This is a genomic window from Pseudomonas sp. PI1 (genome assembly GCF_000812405.1).
GTDB classification, from domain to species: Bacteria; Pseudomonadota; Gammaproteobacteria; order Pseudomonadales; family Pseudomonadaceae; genus Pseudomonas; species Pseudomonas citronellolis.
In genome coordinates this window covers 69019-91557 of sequence record NZ_JWMC01000035.1, presented here as the reverse complement: position 1 = coordinate 91557, position 22539 = coordinate 69019, and the positions used below count along the sequence as shown (strand labels likewise).

Genomic DNA, 22539 nt, shown 5'->3' with positions numbered 1-22539 from the left:
GCCTCGATCGGCGTGGGATGTTTTGCTGATTTCAGGAGTGGCTAGGCGTTAACGTTCTTCGCCTGCCGCCATCGCTTGACTGGGGCCTCCACTGTTCATGGAGGACCCAAGCATGCGCCCCCGTCTAGTTCTGCATTGCCTGCTCCCAGGGTTGGGAGCCTTGTTAGCCAGCCAGGCCAGCCTGGCGCAATACCAGTGGCACGACGCGACGAGGACCGCCTGGCCCTCGGCCGAAGCGGCCTGCGAACAGGGCGAGAGCATCCGCCTGCTGCTCCAGAAGCGTGAGCAGAATCCCCGCCAGCAATGGCGCATCAACAACTATTCGCTCACCGACATCGGTGGCGAAGCCTTCTGCCGCTTCACGATCGAACGCAAATTGTTCGGTCGCTGGCTTCCCGACACCTACCACTTCTCCTCCGTCTACCTTTCCGGCGGGCCGGACCTGTGCCCCAGCGGCGTGCTGGATGGCAGCGGCCAGTGCTGCGCGCAATGCCAGAGCAACGAATGCAATGACAGCAATCCCATCCTTGGCGCCACCGGGCAGAAGGTGCAGATCGAGGTCGACCTGAGCGTGCCCGGTTCGCGGCTGGGGTTCAGCCGCAACTACTGGAGCAGCCGCAACCAGGCCGGCGACCTCGGCGTCGGCTGGAGCCATGGCTGGAACCAGCGCATCGCCAAGCTCACGGCCGACCGGCTCAAGGCCTATCGCGACGATGGCCGGGCAGTGGCCTTCACCCGCGTGGCGGGCAAGTGGACGGCTTCCGCCGACGAGCGACTCACGCTGGTCGAACTGCCCGACCATGGCGGTTGGAGCCTCACCGGCGCCGACGCCAGCGTCGAAACCTACGATGCGCTCGGGCAGTTGAAACGCCTCGATCCGGTGCTCGGCAGCAGCCTGCATTTTGCCCGGGATGCGGCTGGCCGGCTGGTCCGGATCAGCGATGCGGGCGGCCGCCAGATCACCCTCGGCTATGCCGGTGAACGGCTGGCGAACCTGCAGCTCGGCAACTGGAACATCAGCTACCGCTACGACGAGCATGGTCGCCTTGCCAGCGTCCTGCGCGGCGACGAAGAACAGCACTATCACTACGAAGTCGCCGAACGCCCGCACCTGCTCACGGGGATCACCGACGCCCGCGGCCTGCGCTTCGCCACCTGGACCTATGACGGCCAGGGGCGCGCCACCTCCAGCAGCCATGCCGGCGAGAATGGCACCGTGCAATTCGCCTATCTCGATGCCAACCACGTGCGGATCACCAACCCGCTGGGCAAGTCGACGCTCTACCACTACCAGACCTTCGACCAGCGTCGCCTGGTCACCCGCCGGGACGGCGAAGCCAGCGCCCACTGCCCGGCCGCCAGCCAGCAGGTCACCTACCTGGCCAATGGGCTGCCGGCCAGCCGAACCGACTGGAACGGCAACCTGACCACCCACCAGTACGACGAGCGCGGCCTGGAAGTCTCGCGCACCGAAGCGGCCGGCACGCCGCAGGCACGCACCATCACCACCACCTGGCATCCGACCTTCGCGCTGCCGCTGAGCGTCACCGAGCCGGGACAGGTCACCCGCTACCAGTACGACAACCGTGGTCGCGTCATCGCGCAAACCACCGAAGCGCTTTGAGCAAGGAGGCTGACATGAAAACGAAATTATTCGGCGCCCTGTCCCTGGCGATATTGCTTGGGCATCCCGCCCAGGCCGCCGAGCGCAGCTGGACCTACAGCTACAACGAACTGGGCCTGATCGAAAGCGCCGACGGCCCGCGCACCGACGTGCAGGACGTCACCCGCTACAGCTACGACGCCAAGGGCAACCTCACCGCCGTGACCAACGCCCTGGGCCACGTCACTCGCCTGGCCGACCACGACGAGCGCGGCAACCCCGGCACCCTCACCGACGCCAACGGCGTGGTCAGCACCCTGACCTACAGCGGCATCGACGCGCGTCTGGCCTCCATCGGCAGCGCCGGCAGCACCACCCGCTTCGAATACGACGTGGTCGGGCAGATCACCCGCCTGACCCGCGGCGACGGCAGCTGGCTGGCCTACACCTACGACGACGCGCGGCGCCTGGTGGCCATCGCCAACAACCTCGGCGAGCGTCTGGAATACGACGTCGACGCCCAGGGCAACCGCACGGCGCAGCGGCTGAAGGACGCCAGCGGCAGCCTGGTGCGCCAGCAGCAGTGGGTGTACGACGAACTCGGCCGGCTGCTGCGCTCGGTCGGCGCCGCTGGCCAGACCCACCGCTACCGGTACGATCTCAACGACAACCCCACCGGCCGGACCAACCCGCGCCAGTACGCCAGCACCCAGGCGTTCGACGCCCTCGATCGCCTGGTCAGCCATGCCGACGCCCTCGATGGCGTCACCCAGCTGACCTACGACGCCCAGGACAACCTCACCCAGGTCAGCGATCCCCGCGGCGTCACGACGCGTTATGTGTATGACGGCCTGGGCAACCTCATCCAGCGCATCAGCCCCGACAGCGGCACCACCCACTTCGAGTACGACGCCGCCGGCAACGTCATCCGCCAGACCGATGCCCGTGGCGTGGTGGTGGAGTTCAGCTACGACGCCCTGAACCGCCTGAGCGAACGCCGCTACCCGGCCACCCCGGCCTTCGACGTGCGCTACCAGTACGACGGCAGTGCCGACGGCAACCACGGCATCGGCCGCCTGACGGCCATCGAGGATGGCAGCGGCCGTCTCGCCTATCGCTATGACGCGCGCGGCAACCTGGTGCAGCAGGCGCGCAGCCTGAGCGTCAACGGCCAGGTACTGGAAGAGGCCCTGAGCTTCCAGTACGACGCCGCCGACCGCCTGGTTGGCATCGGCTATCCGTCCGGCTACACCCTCGGCTACCTGCGCAATGCCGGCGGCCAGGTGAGCAGCGTCACCCTGGGCGTAGGCAGCCAGGCGCCCCTCGTCCTGGCCAGCGATATCGCCTATCTGCCCTTCGGCCCCCTGCAACGCCTGAGCTGGGCCAACGGCATCAGCCTGGCCCGCGAGTACGACCAGGACTACCAACTGGTCCGCCAGCGCGTCGGCCCCTGGCAGAGCGACTACCGGCACGACGCCAACGGCAACATCACCCAACTGGCCCACAGCCTCTGGGGCACGCTGGACTACCAGTACGACTCCTTGGACCGCCTGACCACGGAACGCAGCAGTCAGGCCGAGCGCCGCTACGGCTACGACGCCGTGGGCAACCGCACCGAGAAGAGCGCCACGCGCCTGGCCGACGGCGAATCCCTGCAGGACAGCTACCGCTACGCCAGCGACAGCAACCGCCTCACCGCCCTCAATGGCCACACGGTGACCAGCGATGCCGCCGGCAACCTGCTCCAGGACCGCGCCAGCCGCCTGCTCGGCTATGACGCCCAGGGCCGCCTGGCGAACGTGCGGATCGACGGCCAGGAAGTCGCCCAGTACCGCTACAACGCCCACGGCCAGCGCATCGCCAAGCTGACCGCGCAAGGCTTCACCACCTACCTCTACGGCCCCGACGGCCAACTGCTCGGCGAAGCCGCCTACGATCGGAATGGCCAGTCCCGCCGCGAACAGTACTACCTGTGGCTCGACCGCCTGCCCCTGGCCACCCTGAGCACGGCCTACGACGACCAGGGCCATCCGGGCAACCCCCGCGTGCTCTACCTGCACAGCGACCACCTCGACACCCCGCGGCTGGCCAGCGACGACGACCAGCGCCTGGCCTGGCAATGGCAGTCCGACGCCTTCGGCAACGGCCAGCCCAGCAGCCCGGACAACACCGTGGTGAACCTGCGCTTCCCGGGGCAGTACTACGACGCCGAGAGCGGCCTGCACTACAACTACTTCCGCGATTACGACCCGCAGACCGGGCGGTATGTGGAGAGTGATCCGATTGGGCTTGAGGGTGGGTTGAATACTTACGGGTATGTAAATGGAAATCCTATAAGCTTCTTAGATAGTTATGGGCTTGCTAGTTCTGGTGTTCCTGGCAAGGTTCCGGGAACACAGATAACAGTGCGAATCGACAATCCTCATGTGCCTGGGCAGCAAGAACATGCGCACATTAATCAGAAGGGAAAACCCGAGGTGGTAATAAATAAAGATGGTTCAGGAAGTCATGGAACAGATCCGAAAAAGGCATCTCGGAATAAGAAATTGTTAGAGTTCTTGAGGAAGCGAGGCTTCAAGCTTGGCCTTCCTTATCCATGGCCATCTTATGATGAAGTTATGCGAGAATACTGTGCCCAAAATCCTTATGATAGTCAGTGCATGATGGAAAATTCTGATAGATGCATATAGGAGGCCCACATGAAGCTATATGGGTACGAAGATGCTGGTACGTTGCGGGCGCTTCAAGAGGTTTCTATTGTTGCCACAGCTTCAGAGCTTCGAAGCTTGGCTGATATGCTTATGTTGGCGGCTAACAAGATAGAAGGTTTGGTGGAGGGTACGTCTGACCATATCCACTTTAGTGATTTCTTTGAGGGGGGGGATTCCAGCTCTGCTGATATCATTGTAATGACGGTGGCTTCATAAGAACTCTGAAGATTCTGAGAGAGGCAGTAACTCCATAGCGCTATTGCTTTGCAATAGCGCTAATTTTTTAAGGGCAATCTGTTACAGCAGAGCAACCTCAGAACCGAATCCGCCCCGTAAAAGCATCCCTGAGCATCACCCAGTCGCCCATGAACGACCACAGCGGGTACTTGAAGGTGGCCGGGCGGTTCTTTTCGAAGACGAAGTGGCCGACCCAGGCGAAGCCGTAGCCGGCGAAGGGCAGGGCGATGAGCCACAGCAGGTTGCCGCTGGCGATGGCGTAGGCGAGGATCGCCAGTACCAGCAGGCTGCCCACGTAGTGCAGGCGGCGGCAGGTGGGGTTGCTGTGTTCCTGCAGGTAGAAGGGGTAGAACTCGGCGAAGCTGTGGAAACGCTCGGCGGTGTGGGTGGTCATGGCGCACCTCCTGTTGTTGTGATGGCCGCAGTCTACGAAGGCGGTCGATGACTTGCAGATGACCCCTGCAGCCAGTTTAGTATCCAACCCCGCCATTCCTTGCGCGCGCTGACAACAAGAAGAACCGAGATGCCTGAGCGTACCACCTTGTCCAGTTGGGTTCGTGGGATCCTCCTCGCCATCGAACTGGAGGGGCTGGACAGCCGCGAGCTGTTCGCCGAGCTGGGCCTGGACCTTGCCGTCCTCGCCGACCCGGACGCGCGCTTCCCCCAGGACGACATGACGCGCCTGTGGCAGCTGGCCGTGCAGCGCAGCGGCAATCCGGCCATCGCCCTCAACTTCGCTCGCGTGCACACCCCGGCGTTTCCGGTGCTGGGGTATTCGATGATGTCCAGCCGCACCCTGGCCGAGGCCTTCGAGCGCCTGGAGCGTTACCAGCGGATCATCGCCGAGGGGGCGGACGCGAGTTTCCGCCGCCTGCCCGAGGGCTGCCTGTTCAGCGTGCAGGTGCATGGCGACCGCCTGTTGCCGCCACGGCAGAGCGCGGAAAGTTCGCTGGCCAGCATGATCGCCCTGGTGCGCTGGATCACCGGGCGCGACATCCGCCCGCTGGAGGTCCGCCTGGCGGGCGAACCGCCGGTCGATCTGGCGCCCTACCAGGCGCTGTTCCAGGCGCCGCTCAGCCATGGCCACGGGCAGTGCGCCATGCTGTTTTCCCACGAGGACATGAACGCGCCGCTGCCCACGGCCAACGCCGAACTGGCGCGCCTGCACGACCGTTTCGCCGGCGAGTACCTGGCGCGCTTCGGCAGCAGCCGTTTCAGCCACCAGACGCGCCAGGTGCTGTGCCGCCTGCTGCCCCAGGGCGAGCCGCGGCGCGAGGTGGTGGCGGAAATCCTCCACTTGTCCGAGCGCACCCTGCAGCGGCGCTTGCAGGAGGAGGGCAGCAGCTACCAGCAACTGCTCGACGACACCCGCCGCGAGCTGGCCCAGCAGTACCTGGCGACGCCGCACATGACGCTGCTGGAGATCGCCTACCTGCTGGGGTTCTCCGAGCCGAGCAACTTCTTCCGCGCCTTCCGCCGCTGGTTCGGGGTGACGCCGGGGGAGTATCGGGAGCGGTTGTAGGCGGTCGAGGGCGGTGATTGTAGCGGGCCCTGCCCGCGAATCGCGCGCAGGGCGCGCTCCTACATGGCTGTGGCGTATGGGGCAACCCGCAGGAGCGGATCTTATCCGCGAATCGCGCCGATACGTCCGGCCATCGCGGACAAGGTCCTACCGCATGAGCGAGCATGGCTTTTCGTAGGATGGTGTTGAGCGAAGCGATACCCATCACCGCAACCGCATGGGTTTCGCCAAGGCTCAACCCATCCGTTGAGGCGCATCTCGGTGCAGCCGGCAAGACAGTTGCTCCTACGCCCGTGTCTCCTGGAACCGTAGGAGCGGACTCCGTCCGCGATTATCCGCGCAGGCTCAGAAGAACGACCGCGACGCCTTGAAGGTCACGGCGCTGTCGCAATAGGCGTTGTGGCCGGAATAGGCGGTGCAGTCCGTCCCGCTCAGGCTGCTGCCGCTGTAGGAGAAGTTCAGGTCCAGGCCCAGCCAGGGGCGGCTGAGGTTCACCGACCAGTCGTTGAAGCCGCTGACGTAGCCATTGGTCACGCTCACCGGGTTCTCCAGGCTGTAGCTGGCGTACTTCAGCGTCAGGTCGAAGCCCAGCGGCGGCGTCAGGCCCAGGTCGGCGAACAGCGTGGCGCTGCTGCGCCCGGCGCTGTTGCTGTAGGCGGCGCCCAGGCGGCTGCCGAAGATCGACAGGCCGCCGTAGACGTCCTGGGTGTCCAGGTCCGGCCGCTGCGGGTGCACGTAGCGGATGCTGCCCAGCTCGTAGCCGAGGCGGCCATTGCCCAGCGGGCGCTTGAAGCCGGCGTAGGAATCGACTTCGGTTGGCTTGTCCGGCTCCAGGTTGGCGGCCCAGCCGCCGAAGTACCAGCCCGAGGCGTGGCTGGCGTCGAGCCCGCCGTGCAGGCTGTCCAGGCCGCCGGGCTGGACCAGGCCCTGGGCCATGCTGCGGGCCGGCGAGGTGGCGAACTTGAGGTCGAAGTCGCCGAGTTGGCGCTGCATGACCTGGGCATTGGCGGCCAGGCTGGCGCACAGCGTGGCGCCCAGCAGCAGACGGTGGATGATCATGGCTCCCCCTAGATCTTCGAAATGCTCCTTGGCAGGTGCGGTCCCCTCCGCACCTTTACAGGGTAAAGCCATTCGGTGACCGGGCAATGACCGGCGGTCCATTTGTCGGCCGGAGCGAACCTTTGCGTACCGGCGCTCGCCGAGGTTGCCGGGCCGCGGACTAGCTGCTAAATCTTCCCCAGCATGCGCAGTCCATTCAGCAGGGAGGCCTCCATGGCCATCACATCCGTACCTTCGGCCGACGGCCAGGAACTGACCATCGTCGTCCAGGGCCGCTTCGACTTCGGTGCGCACCAGGAGTTCCGCGACGCCTACGAGCGCGTCGAGACCACCCCGCGACGCTACGTCGTCGACCTCAAGGGCGCCACCTACCTGGACAGCTCGGCGCTGGGCATGCTCCTGCTGCTGCGCGACCACGCCGGCGGCGAACATGCGCAGATCAGCCTGGTGCACTGCAGCCCGGACGTGCGCAAGATCCTCTCCATCTCTAATTTCGAACAACTGTTCCGCATCTCCTGAGCCGTGGCGGTCATGGCCAACTTCCTCACGGTCCTGATCGCCGACGACAACGCCGCCGACCGCCTGCTGCTGTCCACCATCGTCAGCCGCCAGGGCCACCGCGTGCTGACCGCCGCCAACGGCCTGGAAGCCCTGGCGCTGTTCGAGCAGGAGCGCCCGCAACTGGTGCTGATGGACGCCCTGATGCCGGTGATGGACGGCTTCGAGGCGGCCCGGCGGATCCGCCGCCAGGCCGGCGAGGAGCTGGTGCCGATCATCTTCCTCACCTCGCTGAGCGAGACCGAGGCCCTGGTGCAGAGCCTGGAGGCCGGCGGCGACGACTTCCTCTCCAAGCCCTACAACCGGGTGATCCTCGAAGCCAAGATCCGCGCCATGGGCCGCCTGCACCACCTGCAGCGCGAGGTGCTGGCGCAGCGCGACCTGATCGCCCGGCACAACGAGCACCTGCTCAACGAGCAGCGGGTGGCCAAGGCGGTGTTCGACAAGGTGGCCCACTCTGGCTGCCTGAACGCGCCGAACATCCGTTACCTGCAGTCGCCCTTCGCGCTGTTCAACGGCGACCTGCTGCTGGCCGCCTATAAGCCCTCCGGCGGCATGCACGTGCTGCTCGGCGACTTCACCGGCCACGGCCTGCCGGCGGCTATCGGCGCCATGCCGCTGGCCGAGGTGTTCTACGGCATGACCGCCAAGGGCTACCCGATCGCCGACATCCTCCGCGAGATGAACGCCAAGCTGAAGCGCATCCTGCCGGTGGGGGTGTTCTGCTGCGCCAGCATGCTCAACCTGAGCTTCCAGCGCGGCCTGCTGGAGGTGTGGAACGGCGGCCTGCCCGACGGCTACCTGTTCCGCCAGGGCCGAGAGCTCCAGCCCCTGGTGTCGCGCCACCTGCCGCTGGGCATCCTGGAGCCGGCGGCCTTCGACGAGCGCTGCGAAGTCTTCCCCATGGAGGACGGCGACCGCGTGCTGCTGTTCTCCGACGGCGTGCTGGAGGCGAGCAACCCGCAGGGCGAGATGTTCGGCGAGCAGCGCCTGCGCCAGGTGTTCGAGGAGCAGCGCGACGCCTCGCGGCTGTTCGATGGGGTGAAGGCGGCGCTGGTGCGCTTCCGCGGCGAGGCCCAGGACGACCTGAGCATGCTGGAAGTGGCCCTGGTGCCCGACGCCAGCCTGCAGCGGCCGCCGTTGGCGTTTTCCGAGAGCGGGCTGGGCGGCACCCAGGACTGGTCCTGCAGTTTCGAGTTCCGCGCGCCCACGCTGCGCCACTTCAACCCCCTGCCGTTCCTGTTGCAGCTGCTGATGGAGGTGCATGACCTGCGCCCCCGCGGCGGGGCGCTGTACACGGTGCTCGCCGAGCTCTATTCCAATGCCCTGGAGCACGGCGTGATGGGCCTGGAGTCGCGCCTGAAGTGCGACGCCCAGGGCTTCGCCCGCTACTACGAGGAACGCCGCAGGCGCCTGGAAAGCCTCGATCACGGCTTCGTGCGCTTCCACATCGACCTCGCCCCCCATGGCGACGGCGGCCGCCTGCTGGTGCGGGTGGAGGACAGCGGCAACGGCTTCGACGTCAATGCCGTGCTGCAAGCCCAGGCGCAGTGCGCGCCGGGTTCCTTCAGCGGCCGCGGCCTGACCCTGGTGCGCAGCCTGGCCGACCGCTGCCAGTGGTCGGCGGACGGCAAGTCGGTGTCCGTGGAGTTTTTCTGGTCCGCTCAGGCATAATCCGGCACTTCCCGTGCGCCGGCCCTGGCCACGGGTAGCCAGGGAGCGAGCGAATGTCCGATGTGCATCTCGACGATGCCGTACTGAAGGCTTTGCGGGAGGTGATGGCGGAAGAGTTTCCGCTGTTGCTGGACACCTTCGTCGCGGATTCCGAGGAGCGCCTGCGCAACCTCCACGAGGCCCTGGCGGAACTCGACGGCCAGGCCCTGCGCCACGCCGCGCACAGCTTCAAGGGCAGCTGCGGGAACATGGGCGCGCCGGCCCTGGCCGCGCTGTGCAAGCGCCTGGAAGACGCCGCCCGGCAGGGCGACATGGCCAAGGCCGCCGGGCTGATCGAGCAGGTCGAACGCGAGTTCGCCATCGTCCGCATCCTGTTGCGCCAGCAGCGCCTGCAGCGTTCCTGACGAGCGATCCGGGAAACTGGCCCGGCCCTTGCTATCTCCGTGTCATCGACGCAAACGAGAACGGAGATCGCCGATGGCTGTCGCCCCGGACATCCTACTTTCGCCGACCGCGCCAGCGAGCCCCCGGACATCCCCGTCCAGGGCCGCGCAGGATTCGGCCAACACCAGCAACGACAAGGGTTCCAGCTTCGCCGACGTGTACGCCCAGGAGAGCCGGCCGGCCGCCAAGGAGCGCCCGCAGGCCCAAACCAAGGCCAGCCGCGACAAGCCGCGCGGGCAGGACGACGCGCCGGCCAAGGACAGCGCCAAGGCGCCGGAAGCCGGCAGCGAGCAGCCAAAGGTTGCCGATGGCGGCAAGCCCTTGCCGGCCCAGGAGCAGGCGTCGGCGGACGACGACGGCCAGCAGCCGCCCGACCCCAGCCTCGACCCGCTGCTGGCGCTGGCCATGGGCGTGCAGCCGCCGGCGCAGGACAGCGCCACGCAGCTCGGCCAGGCCCAGCTCAATGCCGCCAACAGCGATGGCGACCTGCAGAAGCTCAACCAGGCCCAGGGCGTGGCCCTGTTGCCGGAAGCGGGCGCCGAGGAGGTGACCCAGGCCCTGCAGTTGCCCACCGCCGGCAAGGGTGAAATCAACCTCAAGCTGACCGACGACCAGGGCAAGGGCGACGCCAAGCTGGACATGACCAGCCTGCTGGCCGGCCTCAAGGACGCCCAGGGTTCGACCGAGGCCAAGACCACCGATGCCGCCGGCGAACTGGCCGGGCAGCTGGCCGACGACGTGGCACAGCCCAAGACCGAGACGCGCAACGAGAGCTTCGCCCATCGCCTGGAGGCCATGACCCAGGCGCTCAACGGCACCCAGCAGGCGCTCACCAGCCGCCCGGTCAACCCGCAGGTGCCCGGCCAGCCGGTGGCCATGCAGCAGAATGGCTGGACCGACCAGGTGGTGGACCGGGTGATGTGGATGTCCAGCCAGAACCTGAAGTCCGCCGACATCCAGATGGAGCCGGCCGACCTCGGGCGCCTGGAAGTGCGCATCCACATGACCAGCGACCAGACCCAGGTGACCTTCGCCAGCGCCAGCGCCGGCGTGCGCGAGGCCCTGGACAGCCAGCAGCACCGCCTGCGCGAGATGCTCGGCCAGCAGGGCATGAACCAGGTCAACGTCAACGTCTCCGACCAGTCCCTGGCCCGCGGCTGGCAGGGCCAGGGCCAGCAGCAGGGCAACGCCCGCGGCGGCGCGGCCACGGCGGGCACGGAAGGCGACGACGAGCCGGTGCTCAGCGGCGTCAGCGAGATCCGCGCGCGGCCGCAGCTGGGTGGGTTGGGGATGGTGGATTATTACGCCTGACGCCGGCCCTGCCGTTCCTGCGCCACCGGTTGGCAGCGCTTTCGTAGGAGCGAGCCGGCGGAGCACCCTCGTAGGATGGCGTTGAGCGAAGCGATACCCATCGCCACGGTCGCATGGGCATCGCAAACGCAAAGCCTCGCACTTCCGCCATCCCGCACGCCGCCCCTCGCTCCGCTCATCGGCAGCCTGTAATATCCGCCGCGGCGGCCGGGCATGACCTGGCACAGCCCTTGCTCCTATCCTTATGGACAGGCAACGGACCGCGCAAGTGACGGATTTCTGGCATGGCTAAGAACGATCAGCAGACCACTCCACCCGCCGAGGGCGGCGCCGGCAAGGGCCGGCTCAAGCTCATCATCATCCTGGGCCTGGCTTTCCTGCTGGCGGTCGGGGCGTCGGTGGGCGGCACCTGGTTCTTCCTCAGCCGCGGCGCCAAGCCGGCCGAGGCGCCGGCCGCCGAGGCCGGCAGCGGCAAGAAACCGGCGCTCTACGAGGTGTTGGCGCCGTCCTTCGTGGTCAACTTCAACCAGGGCGGGCGGCAGCGCTACCTGCAGGTCGCCGTGGCCCTGATGGGCCGCGACCAGGCCCAGCTGGACGCCCTGCGCGAACAGATGCCGCTGGTGCGCAACCAACTGGTGATGCTGTTCTCCAGCCAGAATTTCGACGCCTTGACCACCCCGGTGGGCAAGGAGATGCTGCGACAGCAGGCGACCGCCAGCATCCAGGAACTGGCCAAGAAGGCCACCGGTCAGTTGACCGTGGAACAGGTGCTTTTCACCAATTTCGTACTCCAGTAGGTAAGCCGCCATGGCTGTGCAAGATCTGCTCTCCCAGGACGAAATCGACGCGCTGCTGCACGGCGTCGACGACGGCCTGGTGGAAACCGAAGTCGATTCCGACCCCACGGCGGTCAAGTCCTACGACCTGACCAGCCAGGACCGCATCGTCCGCGGTCGCATGCCGACCCTGGAGATGATCAACGAGCGCTTCGCCCGCTACACCCGCATCAGCATGTTCAACCTGCTGCGGCGCTCGGCCGACGTCGCCGTGGGCGGCGTACAGGTGATGAAGTTCGGCGAGTACGTGCATTCGCTCTACGTGCCCACCAGCCTCAACCTGGTGAAGATGAAGCCGCTGCGCGGCACCGCGCTGTTCATCCTCGACGCCAAGCTGGTGTTCAAGCTGGTGGACAACTTCTTCGGCGGCGACGGCCGCCACGCCAAGATCGAGGGCCGCGAGTTCACCCCCACCGAGCTGCGGGTGGTGCGCATGGTCATCGAGCAGGCCTTCGTCGACTTGGCCGAGGCCTGGAGCGCGGTGCTGCCGATCACCTTCGAGTACGTCAACTCGGAAGTGAACCCGGCCATGGCCAACATCGTCAGCCCCAGCGAGGTGGTGGTGGTCTCCACCTTCCACATCGAGCTGGACGGCGGCGGCGGCGACCTGCACATCACCGTGCCCTACGCGATGATCGAGCCGATCCGCGAGATGCTCGACGCCGGCTTCCAGTCCGACGTCGACGACCAGGACGAGCGCTGGCAGAACGCCCTGCGCGAGGACATCCTCGACGTCAACGTGCCGGTGGACGCCACCGTGGTGCGCCGTCAGCTGCGCCTGCGCGACATCCTGCACATGCAGCCGGGCGACGTGATCCCGGTGGAGATGCCCGAATTCATGGTGATGCGCGCCAACGGCGTGCCTTCCTTCAAGGTCAAGCTGGGTTCGCACAAGGGCAACCTGGCCTTCCAGATTCTCGATCCGCTCGAGCGCCCGCGCTGAGCGCATCCCCCCAGAGGACCCGACAATGGCAGATGAAGACAAAGTGACCCCCGAGGAGCAGGCCCTGGCGGACGAATGGGCCGCGGCCCTGTCCGAGGCGGGCGACGCCAGCCAGGACGACATCGACGCGATGATGGCCGGCAACGCCGCGCCGGCCGCCCCGGTGGCGCCGCGCGCGCCCATGGAGGAGTTCGGCATGGCGCCGCGGGCGCCGACCATCGCCGGCCTGGAAGGGCCGAACCTGGACGTCATCCTCGACATCCCGGTGACCATCTCCATGGAGGTCGGCCACACCGACATCACCATCCGCAACCTGCTGCAGCTCAACCAGGGCTCGGTGATCGAGCTCGACCGCCTGGCCGGCGAGCCGCTGGACGTGCTGGTCAACGGCACCCTGATCGCCCACGGCGAGGTGGTGGTGGTGAACGAGAAGTTCGGCATCCGCCTGACCGACGTGATCAGCCCCAGCGAACGCATCAAGAAGCTGCGCTGATGATGGCCCGCCTGCTCGCGCTGTTCTGCGCCCTGCCGCTGGCGGGGCTGCTGCCCCTGGCCCAGGCCGCCGAGGAGCCGGCCGCCGCGCCGGCGCCGGCCATCGTCCACGCCAGCGCCTCGCCGAGCCTGATCACCGGCAGCGCCGGGGCCCAACTGCTGCAGCTGCTGTTCGGCCTGGTGCTGGTGGTGGCGCTGATCTTCCTGCTCGCCTGGCTGGTGCGCCGGGTGCAGCAGATCGGCCCGCGCGGCAACCAGGCGATCAAGCTGGTGGCCAGCCAGGCCCTGAGCCCGCGCGACCGCCTGCTGCTGGTGCAGGTGGGCGAGGAGCAGATCCTCCTCGGCCTGACCCCCGGGCGCATCACCCCGCTGCACGTGCTCAAGGAGCCGGTGCGCGGCGTCGAGGCCGGCGAGCAGCCGGCGCCGCCGGAATTCGCCCAGCGCCTGCTGGAGCTGCTGAACAAGGACAAGGGCCGCCCGCAATGAGCTTCCCCGCCTTCGCCCAGGCACTGCGCCGCTGCCTGCCGCTGCTGGCCGTGCTGCTGGCGCTGCTCGCGCCCCAGGCCTTCGCCGCCGACCCGCTGCAGGTCCCGGCGATCACCGTGACCACCAACCCGCAGGGCCAGCAGGAATACTCGGTCAGCCTGCAGATCCTGCTGATCATGACGGCGCTGAGCTTCATCCCGGCGTTCGTCATGCTGATGACCAGCTTCACCCGGATCATCATCGTCTTCGCCATCCTGCGCCAGGCGCTGGGCCTGCAGACCACGCCGTCGAACCAGATCCTCGTGGGCCTTGCGCTGTTCCTCACCCTGTTCGTCATGGCGCCGGTGTTCGACAAGGTCAACAGCACCGCGCTGCAGCCCTACCTGAACGAGCAGATCCAGGCCCCGGAGGCGCTGAGCCGCGCCGAGGTGCCGCTGAAGTCGTTCATGCTGGCGCAGACGCGGCAGTCGGACCTGGACCTGTTCGTGCGCCTGTCCAAGCGCACCGACATCGCCAACGCCGACGCCACGCCGCTGACCATCCTGGTCCCGGCCTTCGTCACCTCGGAGCTGAAGACTGCGTTCCAGATCGGCTTCATGATCTTCATCCCGTTCCTGATCATCGACCTGGTGGTGGCCAGCGTGCTCATGGCGATGGGCATGATGATGCTGTCGCCGCTGATCATCTCGCTGCCGTTCAAGATCATGCTGTTCGTCCTGGTGGACGGCTGGGCGCTGATCATCGGCACCCTGGCCGGCAGCTTCGGCACCGTTTGACTAGAGAGGAGGGCGCGCCATGACCCCGGAAGTCGCCGTCGACCTGTTCCGCCAGGCACTCTGGCTGACCGCCATGATGGTCGCCATCCTGGTGCTGCCGAGCCTGCTGGTGGGCCTGGTGGTGGCCATGTTCCAGGCCGCCACGCAGATCAACGAGCAGACCCTGAGCTTCCTGCCGCGCCTGCTGGTGACCCTCGGCACCCTGATCGTCCTCGGCCCCTGGCTGGTGCGCGAGCTGATGGAGTACACCCAGGGCCTGATCACCAGCATCCCCACGCTGATCGGCTGATGCTGGAACTCACCAACGCGCAGATCGGCGCCTGGGTCGGCAGCTTCGTGCTGCCGCTGTTCCGCATCGCCGCGCTGCTGATGACCATGCCGATCTTCAGCAACCAGATGGTCCCGGCGCGGGTGCGCCTGTACCTGTCGCTGGCCATCGCCGTGGTGCTGGTGCCGACGCTGCCGCCGATGCCCCAGGTCGACGCCCTGAACCTGCGCGCCATGCTGCTGGTGGGCGAGCAGGTGCTGATCGGCGCCATGCTCGGCTTCACCCTGCAGCTGTTCTTCCATGTCTTCGTGGTCGCCGGGCAGCTGCTGTCGATGCAGATGGGCCTGGGCTTCGCCTCCACCGTGGACCCGGCCAACGGCATCTCGGTGCCGGTGATGGGGCAGTTCTTCAGCCTGCTGGTGACCCTGCTGTTCCTGGCCATGAACGGCCACCTGGTGGTGCTGGAGGTGATCGCCGAGAGCTTCGTCACCCTGCCGGTGGGCCAGGGCCTGTCGGGCGAGCACCTGTATACCGTGGCCGGCAAGCTCGGCTGGGTGCTCGGCGGCGGCCTGCTGATCGCCCTGCCGGCGGTCACCGCGCTGCTGGTGGTGAACCTAGCCTTCGGCGCCATGACCCGCGCCGCCCCGCAACTGAACATCTTCTCCATCGGCTTCCCGCTGACCCTGGTGATGGGCTTCATCATCGTCTGGATCGGCACCGCCGAAATCCTCTCGCAGTACCAGGACCTCGTCCGCGAGGCCCTGGCGCTGCTGCGTGAACTGGTGGGAGCGCGCTGATGGCGGAAAGCGAGAGCGGCCAGGACAAGACAGAGGAACCCACGGAGAAACGTCGCCGCGAGGCCCGCAAGAAAGGCCAACTGCCGCGTTCCCGCGAGCTCAACACCCTCTCCGTGCTGATGGCCGGGGCCGGCGCGCTGCTGGTCTACGGCGCGCACCTGGCCGAGGTGCTGATGGGGGTGATGCGCAACAGCTTCGAGATGTCCCGCGAGACGGCGATGCGCAGCGAGAGCATGCTGCAATTGCTGGGCACCGCCGCGCGCGGGGCCGCCGAGGGGCTCTGGCCGATCCTGCTGGTGCTGCTCTGCGCCGCCCTGATCGGGCCCATCTCCCTGGGCGGCTGGCTGTTCTCCGGCGAGGCCCTGGCGCCCAAGTTCAGCCGCATGAACCCGCTGGAAGGGATCAAGCGGATGTTCTCCGCCAAGTCGGTGCTGGAGCTGTTCAAGGCGCTGATCAAGTTCGTCGTGGTGCTGGCGGTGGCGGTGCTGGTGCTGCGCTCGGACAAGGAAGCCCTGCTGGCGCTGCTGCACCAGCCGCTGCGGACGGCCATCGTGGAAAGCGTCAAGGTGGTGGGCTGGAGCGCCTTCTGGATGGCCTGCAGCCTGCTGCTGATCGCCGCGGTGGACGTGCCCTACCAGCTCTGGGACAACCGCCAGAAGCTGCTGATGACCAAGCAGGAAGTGCGCGACGAGTACAAGGACTCCGAGGGCAAGCCCGAGGTCAAGGCCAAGGTCCGCCGACTGCAGCGCGAGATGGCGCAGCGGCGCATGATGCAGGCGGTGCCCGATGCCGACGTGGTGATCACCAACCCGACGCACTTCGCCGTGGCCCTGAAGTATGACGCCGCGGCCGGCGGCGCGCCGCGCCTGCTGGCCAAGGGCAACGACTTCCTCGCCCTGAAGATCCGCGAGGTGGCCCAGGAGCACAAGGTCACGGTGCTGGAGTCGCCGGCCTTGGCCCGTGCGGTCTACTACTCCACCGAGCTGGACCAGGAGATTCCCGCCGGCCTCTACCTGGCGGTGGCCCAGGTGCTGGCCTACGTCTACCAGCTCAGGCAGTTCCGCGCCGGCAAGGGCAAGCGCCCCGGGCCGATGCCCGACGTGCCGATCCCGCCGGACCTGCGCCGCGACGAGTGAGGCACCGCGTTCGTCGCCCGCCATTGACGGCTGCCGCTGGCGGCCTTCACTTTCACTTGAGGGCCGGTGGCGCGTGCCGTGGTACGACCTGAACGGAGTCGGACTACAACACGGGATTGCTGCCATGGCCAAGGTATTGCTGACCGCCGCGCTGCGCGGCGAATACGAACAACTCTTCAACAGCTGCCAGATCCGCCCGGCGCGCGCCGCCGAGGTAGAGGCGCTGGTCGAACGCATCGAGGACAACCAGCCGCGCTACGCCGAGGTCGGCAAGGCCCTGGGCATCCCCTGGGGCTTCATCGGCGTGGTGCACTGCATGGAAAGCGGCCTGCGCTTCGACCGCCACCTGCACAACGGCGACCCGCTGACGGCGCGCACCGTGCAGGTGCCGGCGGGGCGGCCGAAGGAGGGCAAGCCGCCGTTCACCTGGGAGGAAAGCGCCGAGGACGCCCTGCGCCTGAAGCGCCTGGGTGCGGCCACCGACTGGAGCCTGGCCGGCACCCTCTACCAGCTGGAGGCCTACAACGGCTTCGGCTACCGGCTGTACCACCCCCACGTGCTCTCGCCTTACCTGTGGAGCTATTGCAACCACTATCAGAGCGGCAAGTACGTGCAGGATGGCACCTGGTCCGATAGCGCCCAGTCCAAGCAGTGCGGCGCCGCGGTGTTGCTGCGGCGCATGGCCGAGCGCGGCCTGCTGGAGTTCGTCGACCAGCCCAAGCCGAGCGCCGCCCAGCCGCTGCTGGTGAACTACTCCATGAGCCTGTCCGGGGACCCGGCCGAGGTGCGCCGGGTGGAGGAACTGCAGACCTGGCTGAACAGCTTCCCGGGCGTCTTCGTCAAGATCGACGGGGTGCCCGGCAAGCGCACTTCCGAGGCCTGGCGCCTGGTCACCGGCGTCTATCTGCCGGGCGATCCGCGCGCGCGGCGGCGGGCGGCCGCCTGAGACTCACCAGATGGGGATGCTGTAGTTGGCGATCAGGCGGTTCTCGTCCATGTCCGCGCCATGGCTGCTGCGCGCGGTCACGTTGCGCCAGCGCAGCGACAGCCCCTTGAGCGGCCCGTCCTGCAGGGTGTAGGCCAGGTCGCTGTCGCGCTCGTACTCGTGGCCGTCCTCCAGGCCCGCGCCGCGGCGGATGTCGTCGCCGCGGGTGTAGCGGGTCATGAAGCTCAGGCCGGGAACGCCGAGGGAGGCGAAGTCGTAGTCGTAGCGCAGCTGCCAGGACTTCTCCCCCGGCTGGGTGAAGGTCTGGATGGTCATCAGGTTGTGCGAGTAGGGCGGGGTATAGCCGTTGAGGGTGGGGAAGCCGTCGTCGCCGATCATCTTCTGGTAGGCCACGCCGATGGCGTGGGCGCCGGCGCGCAGGGTGAACATCATGCTCAGGTTGCGGTTGTCCACCGGGCCGGAGATGGCCTTGCCGTCGTCGTCGCTGTCGAAGTAGCGCAGGTCGCTGCGCAGCGACAGGCCCTCGGCCAGCGGCAGGGTGTGCACCAGGCCGTAGTAGTGCTGCTGGTAGATGTCCTTGAGCTGGCCGTAGAAGTAGCTGGCGGTCAGGTTCGGGGTGAAGGCGTAGCTGGCGCCGGCGAGGTTGAACTCGTCGCTGGCGAAGGCCTTGCTGCGGCCCATGATGTACATGTCGTCGTTGCCCGCCGACTCGCGGGTGCGCGACTTCCACAGCTGGCCGGCGGTGAGCGTCAGCTTGTCGATCTCGTTGGAGGTCAGCAGGGCGCCGTCGAAGGTCTGCGGCATCAGGCGCACGTCGTCGCGGAACACCACCGGCAGCTGCGGCTCCAGCAGGCCGATGTTCAGCTGCGTCTTCGAATAGCGCAGCTTGGCGGTCAGCCCGGCGTGGCTGTAGTCGTCCACCGGCTCGCGGGAGTTCGGCCCGAAGGGCAGGGTGCCGTCGCTGCTGCGCCCGCGCCCGGAATCGAGCTTGACGCCGAGCAGCCCGGTGGCGTCCAGGCCGAAGCCGATGGGGCCTTCGGTGAAGCCCGACTGCAGGCGCAGGACGAAGGCCTGGGACCAATTGCCGGCCTGGGATTGCGCGGCGTTGTCCTGGCGGTAGTCGCGCAGCTGGTAGAAGTTGCGCAGGTCCAGGCGGCCGCTGCTGTCGTCGATGAAATCGGCCTGGGCGGCCAGCGGCAGCAGGCCGGTGGCCAACAGGCCGAGGCGGAACGGAATGCGCTTCTGAATGTGTGTGGCGGACATGCTCTTCCCCTTGTTGTTCTTGTTTTGTTCTTGTTCTTCGCTCCTCGGCGGGAGCGAGCGGGGAGAGGTTGTACCACATAATTAATTTGTTAACGATATGCCGGAGCAACCCGGAACTTTCCTCCTGCGGATCGGGTGTTTTCCGCGGAATGCGCGCCGTTGCCTGCTTGAGAAAGCCTTCATCCCGGTGTTCATAGGCCTTTCAGGGGCGTCTCATAATATTTTGTCACATTTGCCCGGATGGCAATCCGCCGCCTGATTCGCTGGGTGTATTGTTAAAATATTAACTATGTGCCTGAATCTAGCCCCCGGGCGCCACCAGGTGTCCACCCGACGATAAGAACAACACCGAGGTAACGGCATGAAGAAATCCTCTTTCCTGGCCCTGCTGCTCGCCTGTGGCAGCCTGGCCCCGGCCGTGGCGGCCGAGCGCGTGACGCTGAAGATCGCGCACTTCCTCCCGGCCAGCTCCAATGCCCAGCAGCACGTCATCCAGCCCTGGTGCGACACCCTGGCCCGCGAGTCGGAGCAGCGCATCCAGTGCCAGATCTACCCCTCCATGCAGCTCGGCGGCACCCCGGGGCAACTGCCGGACCAGGTGCGCAACGGCGTGGTGGACATCGTCTGGACCGCTCCCGGCTACTCGCCCGGGCGCTTCCCGCGCAGCGAGGCGGTGGAGCTGCCGTTCATGCTGCCGGCCAACGGCGTGCAGGCCTCGAAGATCATCTGGCAGTTCTACCAGCAGGCCCTGCAGGAGGATTACAAGGGCTACCGCGTGCTGGCCCTGCACAGCGACGGCGGCATGCAGTTGCACACCACCGGCAAGGCGGTGCGCAGCCTGGAAGACTTCAAGGGCCTGAAGCTGCGCGCCTCCTCGCGCATGAGCGCCCGCCTGGCCACCGGCCTGGGCGCGGCGCCGGTGAGCATGCCGGCGGCGCAGCTCACCGAGTCGCTGTCCAAGGGCGTGATCGACGGCGCCCTGGCCAGCTGGGAACTGATCCCGGCGCTGAAGCTCGACGAGGTGACGCAGCACCATACCGACGTGCCGGAAGGCCGCCCGACCTTCTCCATCACCCTGCTGGGCATGCTGATGAACCCGCGCAGCTACGAGCGCATGCCCGACGACCTCAAGGCGATCCTCGACCGCAACAGCGGCGACGCCCTGGTGCAGCGCTTCGGCGAAGCCTGGGAGAACGAACTGGCGCGGGCCCGCGACATGGTCGCCAGGGACAGCGTCGCCAGCTTCGAGCCGGCGGCCTACCAGAGCCTGCGCGAGGCCGGCGACAAGGTCACCGCCGAGTGGGTGGCCGACGCCGAGGGCAAGGGCCTGGCGGGCGGGCAACTGGCCGACCGCCTGCGCGAGCTGTCCCGGGCCGCCGGCGTCGAGCTGTAAGGGGTGGCCGCGATGAGCGAGATGCTGTCCCTCGAAGGCGCCGTGCCGGCTCGCGGCAAGGGCCTGCCGGTGCGCCTGCTGGAATCCGTGGCGCAGAGCTTCGCCTATGCCGGCGGCGCCCTGCTGCTGGCCCTGGTGGGCATGTCGCTGGTGTCCATCGTCGGCCGCAAGCTGTGGTCGACGCCGGTCACCGGCGACATGGAGCTGCTGGAAATGGGCGCGGCGGTGGCCATCGCCGCCTTCCTGCCGCTGTGCGAGATGCGCAACAGCCACATCCGCGTGGAGATGTTCTCCAACTGGATGCCCCTGGCCGTGCGCCGAGTACTCGATGCCGTGGCGCACCTGCTGTTCGCCGCGGTCGCCGCCGTGCTGGCCTGGCGCACCGGCCTGCAGGTGCTGGAGGCCCACGCCCACGAGGACAGCAGCACCCTGCTGGCGGTGCCGCACTGGATCCCCCTGGCGCTGGTGGTGCCGAGCCTGGCGCTGCTGTGCCTGTGCGCCCTGTGCCGCAGCCTGCTGGCGCTGCTGGAAGAAGGAGCCGGACGATGAGCGCAATGGCCCTGGGCCTGTGGATGTTCGCCGGCCTGCTGGCGATGCTGGTGCTGCGCGTGCAGGTCGGCGTGGCGATGTTCCTGGCCGGCGCGCTGTGCTTCCTGGTGATCAACCAGGGCGACCTCGGCGCCTTGCTCTATACCCTCAACAACCTCGCCTACGCGCGCCTGTCCAACTACGACCTGGCGGTGATCCCGCTGTTCGTGCTGATGGGCCAGTTCGCCACCCACGGCGGTCTGTCGAAGGCGCTGTTCCGCTGCGCCTCGGCCTTCATCGGCCACTGGCGCGGGGGCCTGGCGCTGTCGGCGGTGGGCGCCTGCGCCGGCTTCGGGGCGATCTGCGGCTCGTCCCTGGCCACCGCGGCGACCATGGGCCAGGTGGCCCTGCCGGAACTGGCGCGGCACAAGTACTCCGGGCGCCTGGCCACGGCCTCGGTGGCGGCCGGCGGCACCCTGGGCATCCTCATCCCGCCGTCGGTGCCGCTGATCATCTACGCGGTGCTGACCCAGGAATCCATCGCCAAGCTGTTCGTCGCCGCCATGCTGCCGGCGCTGGTCGCGGTGATCGGCTACATGCTGGTGATCCGCATCCAGGTCGCCCGCGATCCCAATGCCTGCCAGCCGGCGCCCAAGGCCAGCGGCCGTGAAAGGCTGGCGGCCTTCGTGCAGATCCTGCCGATCCTGGCGATCTTCCTGGTGGTGATCGTCGGCATCTACGGCGGCTGGGCCAACCCCACCGAGGCGGCCTCCATCGGCGCCGCGGCCTGCGGCCTGCTGGCGGCGCTGCGCGGCGGCATGCGCTGGGACGGCCTGGGCAAGAGCCTGACCGGCACCGCCGAAGCCAGCGCCATGATCTTCCTGGTGCTGCTGGGCGCCGACCTGCTCAACTCCGGCCTGGCGCTGACGCAGATGCCAGTGGAACTGGCCACCTGGGTCCGCGACAGCGGCCTGGCGCCGCTGCTGGTGCTGGCGGTGATCCTGCTGATCTACCTGCTGCTGGGCTGCGTGATGGACTCGCTGGCGATGATCCTGCTGACCATCCCGATCTTCTACCCGATGATCATGGGCCTGGAGTTCTTCGACCTGACGGCGGGGGAGAAGTCCATCTGGTTCGGCATCCTGGCGCTGATGGTGGTGGAAATCGGCCTGATCCACCCGCCACTGGGGATGAACCTGTTCATCGTCAACAAGCTGGCCAAGGACGTGCCCTACATGGAAACCGCCAGGGGCGTGCTGCCGTTCCTCGCCTCCGACCTGCTGCGCATCGTGCTGCTGGTGCTGGTGCCGGGGTTGTCGCTGTGGTTGTTGAGTTTCTGAGCCGGGCGTTCCCGCACCTGTAGGAGCGGGCCCTGCCCGCGATTCGCGCGCAGGGCGCGCTCCTACGTGGGGTGGTGTGGCATTCCATTGTAGGAGCGAGCTTACTCGCGAATGGGGTTTGCCGGGGGTATCGGTGTTGGGTTCAAGAGCGCCCTCTCCCCAGCCCTCTCCCTGAAGGGAGAGGGGGCTTGTCCGTGCCAGAGGGGAGAATGGCCT

23 protein-coding genes are annotated in these 22539 nt (G+C 67.4%); 20 read left to right on the top strand and 3 right to left on the bottom strand.

The genetic code is table 11. The annotated features are described in order from the left end of the window. Nucleotides 1-160 precede the first annotated feature (160 nt). Genes RN02_RS12530 through RN02_RS12520 form a run of 3 tightly spaced genes read left to right on the top strand, consistent with a single transcriptional unit; the run spans nt 161 to nt 4530 of the window. Nucleotides 161-1624 (top strand): DUF6531 domain-containing protein, encoded by a 1464-nt coding sequence (locus RN02_RS12530; RefSeq protein WP_052267720.1) that lies wholly within the window; start codon nt 161-163, stop codon nt 1622-1624. A gap of 14 nt (nt 1625-1638) precedes the next feature. After that, on the top strand, nt 1639-4293 hold the full coding sequence (locus RN02_RS12525) for an RHS repeat domain-containing protein (protein WP_082033777.1): 2655 nt from the start codon (nt 1639-1641) through the stop codon (nt 4291-4293). Between the two features lie 9 nt (nt 4294-4302). Continuing rightward, nucleotides 4303-4530, top strand: a complete 228-nt coding sequence (locus RN02_RS12520; protein ID WP_043314788.1) for an Imm32 family immunity protein — start codon at nt 4303-4305, stop codon at nt 4528-4530. Between the two features lie 97 nt (nt 4531-4627). Here the strand turns inward: RN02_RS12520 and RN02_RS12515 are convergent, their stop codons facing one another. Then, nucleotides 4628-4945, bottom strand: a complete 318-nt coding sequence (locus RN02_RS12515; protein WP_009621613.1) for an Mpo1-like protein — start codon at nt 4943-4945, stop codon at nt 4628-4630. Between the two features lie 129 nt (nt 4946-5074). Between RN02_RS12515 and RN02_RS12510 the strand changes: the two genes are divergently transcribed. Beyond that, nucleotides 5075-6073, top strand: coding sequence for an AraC family transcriptional regulator (locus RN02_RS12510; protein ID WP_009621616.1), 999 nt, complete (start codon nt 5075-5077; stop codon nt 6071-6073). A gap of 345 nt (nt 6074-6418) precedes the next feature. Here RN02_RS12510 and RN02_RS12505 read toward each other — a convergent pair whose 3' ends face one another. Next, nucleotides 6419-7132 (bottom strand): TorF family putative porin, encoded by a 714-nt coding sequence (locus RN02_RS12505; RefSeq protein ID WP_009621618.1) that lies wholly within the window; start codon nt 7130-7132, stop codon nt 6419-6421. Nucleotides 7133-7345: 213 nt separating this feature from the next. Here RN02_RS12505 and RN02_RS12500 point away from each other — a divergent pair, with 213 nt between their 5' ends. The 13 genes from RN02_RS12500 to RN02_RS12440 all read left to right on the top strand — a co-directional run bounded on the left by RN02_RS12500 (nt 7346) and on the right by RN02_RS12440 (nt 17799). Continuing rightward, nucleotides 7346-7651 (top strand): STAS domain-containing protein, encoded by a 306-nt coding sequence (locus RN02_RS12500; protein ID WP_009621621.1) that lies wholly within the window; start codon nt 7346-7348, stop codon nt 7649-7651. Nucleotides 7652-7663: 12 nt separating this feature from the next. Continuing rightward, a complete protein-coding gene (locus tag RN02_RS12495) occupies nt 7664-9364 on the top strand; it encodes an ATP-binding SpoIIE family protein phosphatase (protein ID WP_082033776.1) in 1701 nt (566 codons plus the stop codon). A gap of 53 nt (nt 9365-9417) precedes the next feature. Then, nucleotides 9418-9768, top strand: coding sequence for an Hpt domain-containing protein (locus tag RN02_RS12490; protein ID WP_009621625.1), 351 nt, complete (start codon nt 9418-9420; stop codon nt 9766-9768). Between the two features lie 73 nt (nt 9769-9841). After that, the gene (locus RN02_RS12485; RefSeq protein ID WP_043314787.1) at nt 9842-11119 is read left to right on the top strand and encodes a flagellar hook-length control protein FliK; all 1278 of its coding nucleotides are present in this window, start codon (nt 9842-9844) and stop codon (nt 11117-11119) included. Nucleotides 11120-11403: 284 nt separating this feature from the next. Further along, nucleotides 11404-11916 (top strand): flagellar basal body-associated protein FliL, encoded by a 513-nt coding sequence (gene fliL / locus RN02_RS12480; RefSeq protein WP_009621628.1) that lies wholly within the window; start codon nt 11404-11406, stop codon nt 11914-11916. Nucleotides 11917-11926: 10 nt separating this feature from the next. After that, complete coding sequence (gene fliM / locus RN02_RS12475; RefSeq protein ID WP_009621629.1) at nt 11927-12898, top strand: flagellar motor switch protein FliM; 972 nt, start codon at nt 11927-11929, stop codon at nt 12896-12898. A 25-nt stretch (nt 12899-12923) separates the two neighbouring features. Further along, nucleotides 12924-13391 carry a flagellar motor switch protein FliN gene (gene fliN, locus RN02_RS12470; RefSeq protein WP_009621630.1) on the top strand — a complete coding sequence of 156 codons (468 nt, stop codon included), beginning with the start codon at nt 12924-12926 and terminating at the stop codon, nt 13389-13391. Nucleotides 13392-13393: 2 nt separating this feature from the next. Then, nucleotides 13394-13876: a flagellar biosynthetic protein FliO gene (gene fliO / locus RN02_RS12465; RefSeq protein ID WP_043271531.1), complete on the top strand. Its 483-nt coding sequence runs from the start codon at nt 13394-13396 to the stop codon at nt 13874-13876. After that, nucleotides 13873-14652, top strand: coding sequence for a flagellar type III secretion system pore protein FliP (gene fliP, locus RN02_RS12460; RefSeq protein ID WP_009621632.1), 780 nt, complete (start codon nt 13873-13875; stop codon nt 14650-14652). Before fliO ends, fliP begins: the two co-directional genes overlap by 4 nt. 19 nt (nt 14653-14671) lie before the next feature. Then, entirely contained in the window at nt 14672-14941 is a 270-nt protein-coding gene (fliQ, locus tag RN02_RS12455) for a flagellar biosynthesis protein FliQ (RefSeq protein ID WP_009621633.1), read from the top strand. Continuing rightward, entirely contained in the window at nt 14941-15717 is a 777-nt protein-coding gene (gene fliR, locus RN02_RS12450; protein ID WP_009621634.1) for a flagellar biosynthetic protein FliR, read from the top strand. The genes fliQ and fliR overlap by 1 nt, the downstream gene beginning before the upstream one ends. Next, on the top strand, nt 15717-16853 hold the full coding sequence (gene flhB / locus RN02_RS12445; protein WP_043314786.1) for a flagellar biosynthesis protein FlhB: 1137 nt from the start codon (nt 15717-15719) through the stop codon (nt 16851-16853). The genes fliR and flhB overlap by 1 nt, the downstream gene beginning before the upstream one ends. Before the next feature lie 124 nt (nt 16854-16977). Continuing rightward, nucleotides 16978-17799, top strand: coding sequence for a hypothetical protein (locus tag RN02_RS12440; RefSeq protein WP_043314785.1), 822 nt, complete (start codon nt 16978-16980; stop codon nt 17797-17799). A 3-nt stretch (nt 17800-17802) separates the two neighbouring features. Here the strand turns inward: RN02_RS12440 and RN02_RS12435 are convergent, their stop codons facing one another. Then, nucleotides 17803-19062, bottom strand: a complete 1260-nt coding sequence (locus RN02_RS12435) for an OprD family porin (RefSeq protein ID WP_052267719.1) — start codon at nt 19060-19062, stop codon at nt 17803-17805. A gap of 361 nt (nt 19063-19423) precedes the next feature. Between RN02_RS12435 and RN02_RS12430 the strand changes: the two genes are divergently transcribed. Genes RN02_RS12430 through RN02_RS12420 form a run of 3 tightly spaced genes read left to right on the top strand, consistent with a single transcriptional unit; the run spans nt 19424 to nt 22323 of the window. After that, a complete protein-coding gene (locus tag RN02_RS12430) occupies nt 19424-20455 on the top strand; it encodes a TRAP transporter substrate-binding protein (protein ID WP_009621642.1) in 1032 nt (343 codons plus the stop codon). Nucleotides 20456-20467: 12 nt separating this feature from the next. Continuing rightward, complete coding sequence (locus RN02_RS12425) at nt 20468-21004, top strand: TRAP transporter small permease (protein ID WP_043314784.1); 537 nt, start codon at nt 20468-20470, stop codon at nt 21002-21004. Further along, nucleotides 21001-22323 carry a TRAP transporter large permease gene (locus tag RN02_RS12420; protein WP_043314783.1) on the top strand — a complete coding sequence of 441 codons (1323 nt, stop codon included), beginning with the start codon at nt 21001-21003 and terminating at the stop codon, nt 22321-22323. The genes RN02_RS12425 and RN02_RS12420 overlap by 4 nt, the downstream gene beginning before the upstream one ends. Nucleotides 22324-22539: the final 216 nt, after the last annotated feature.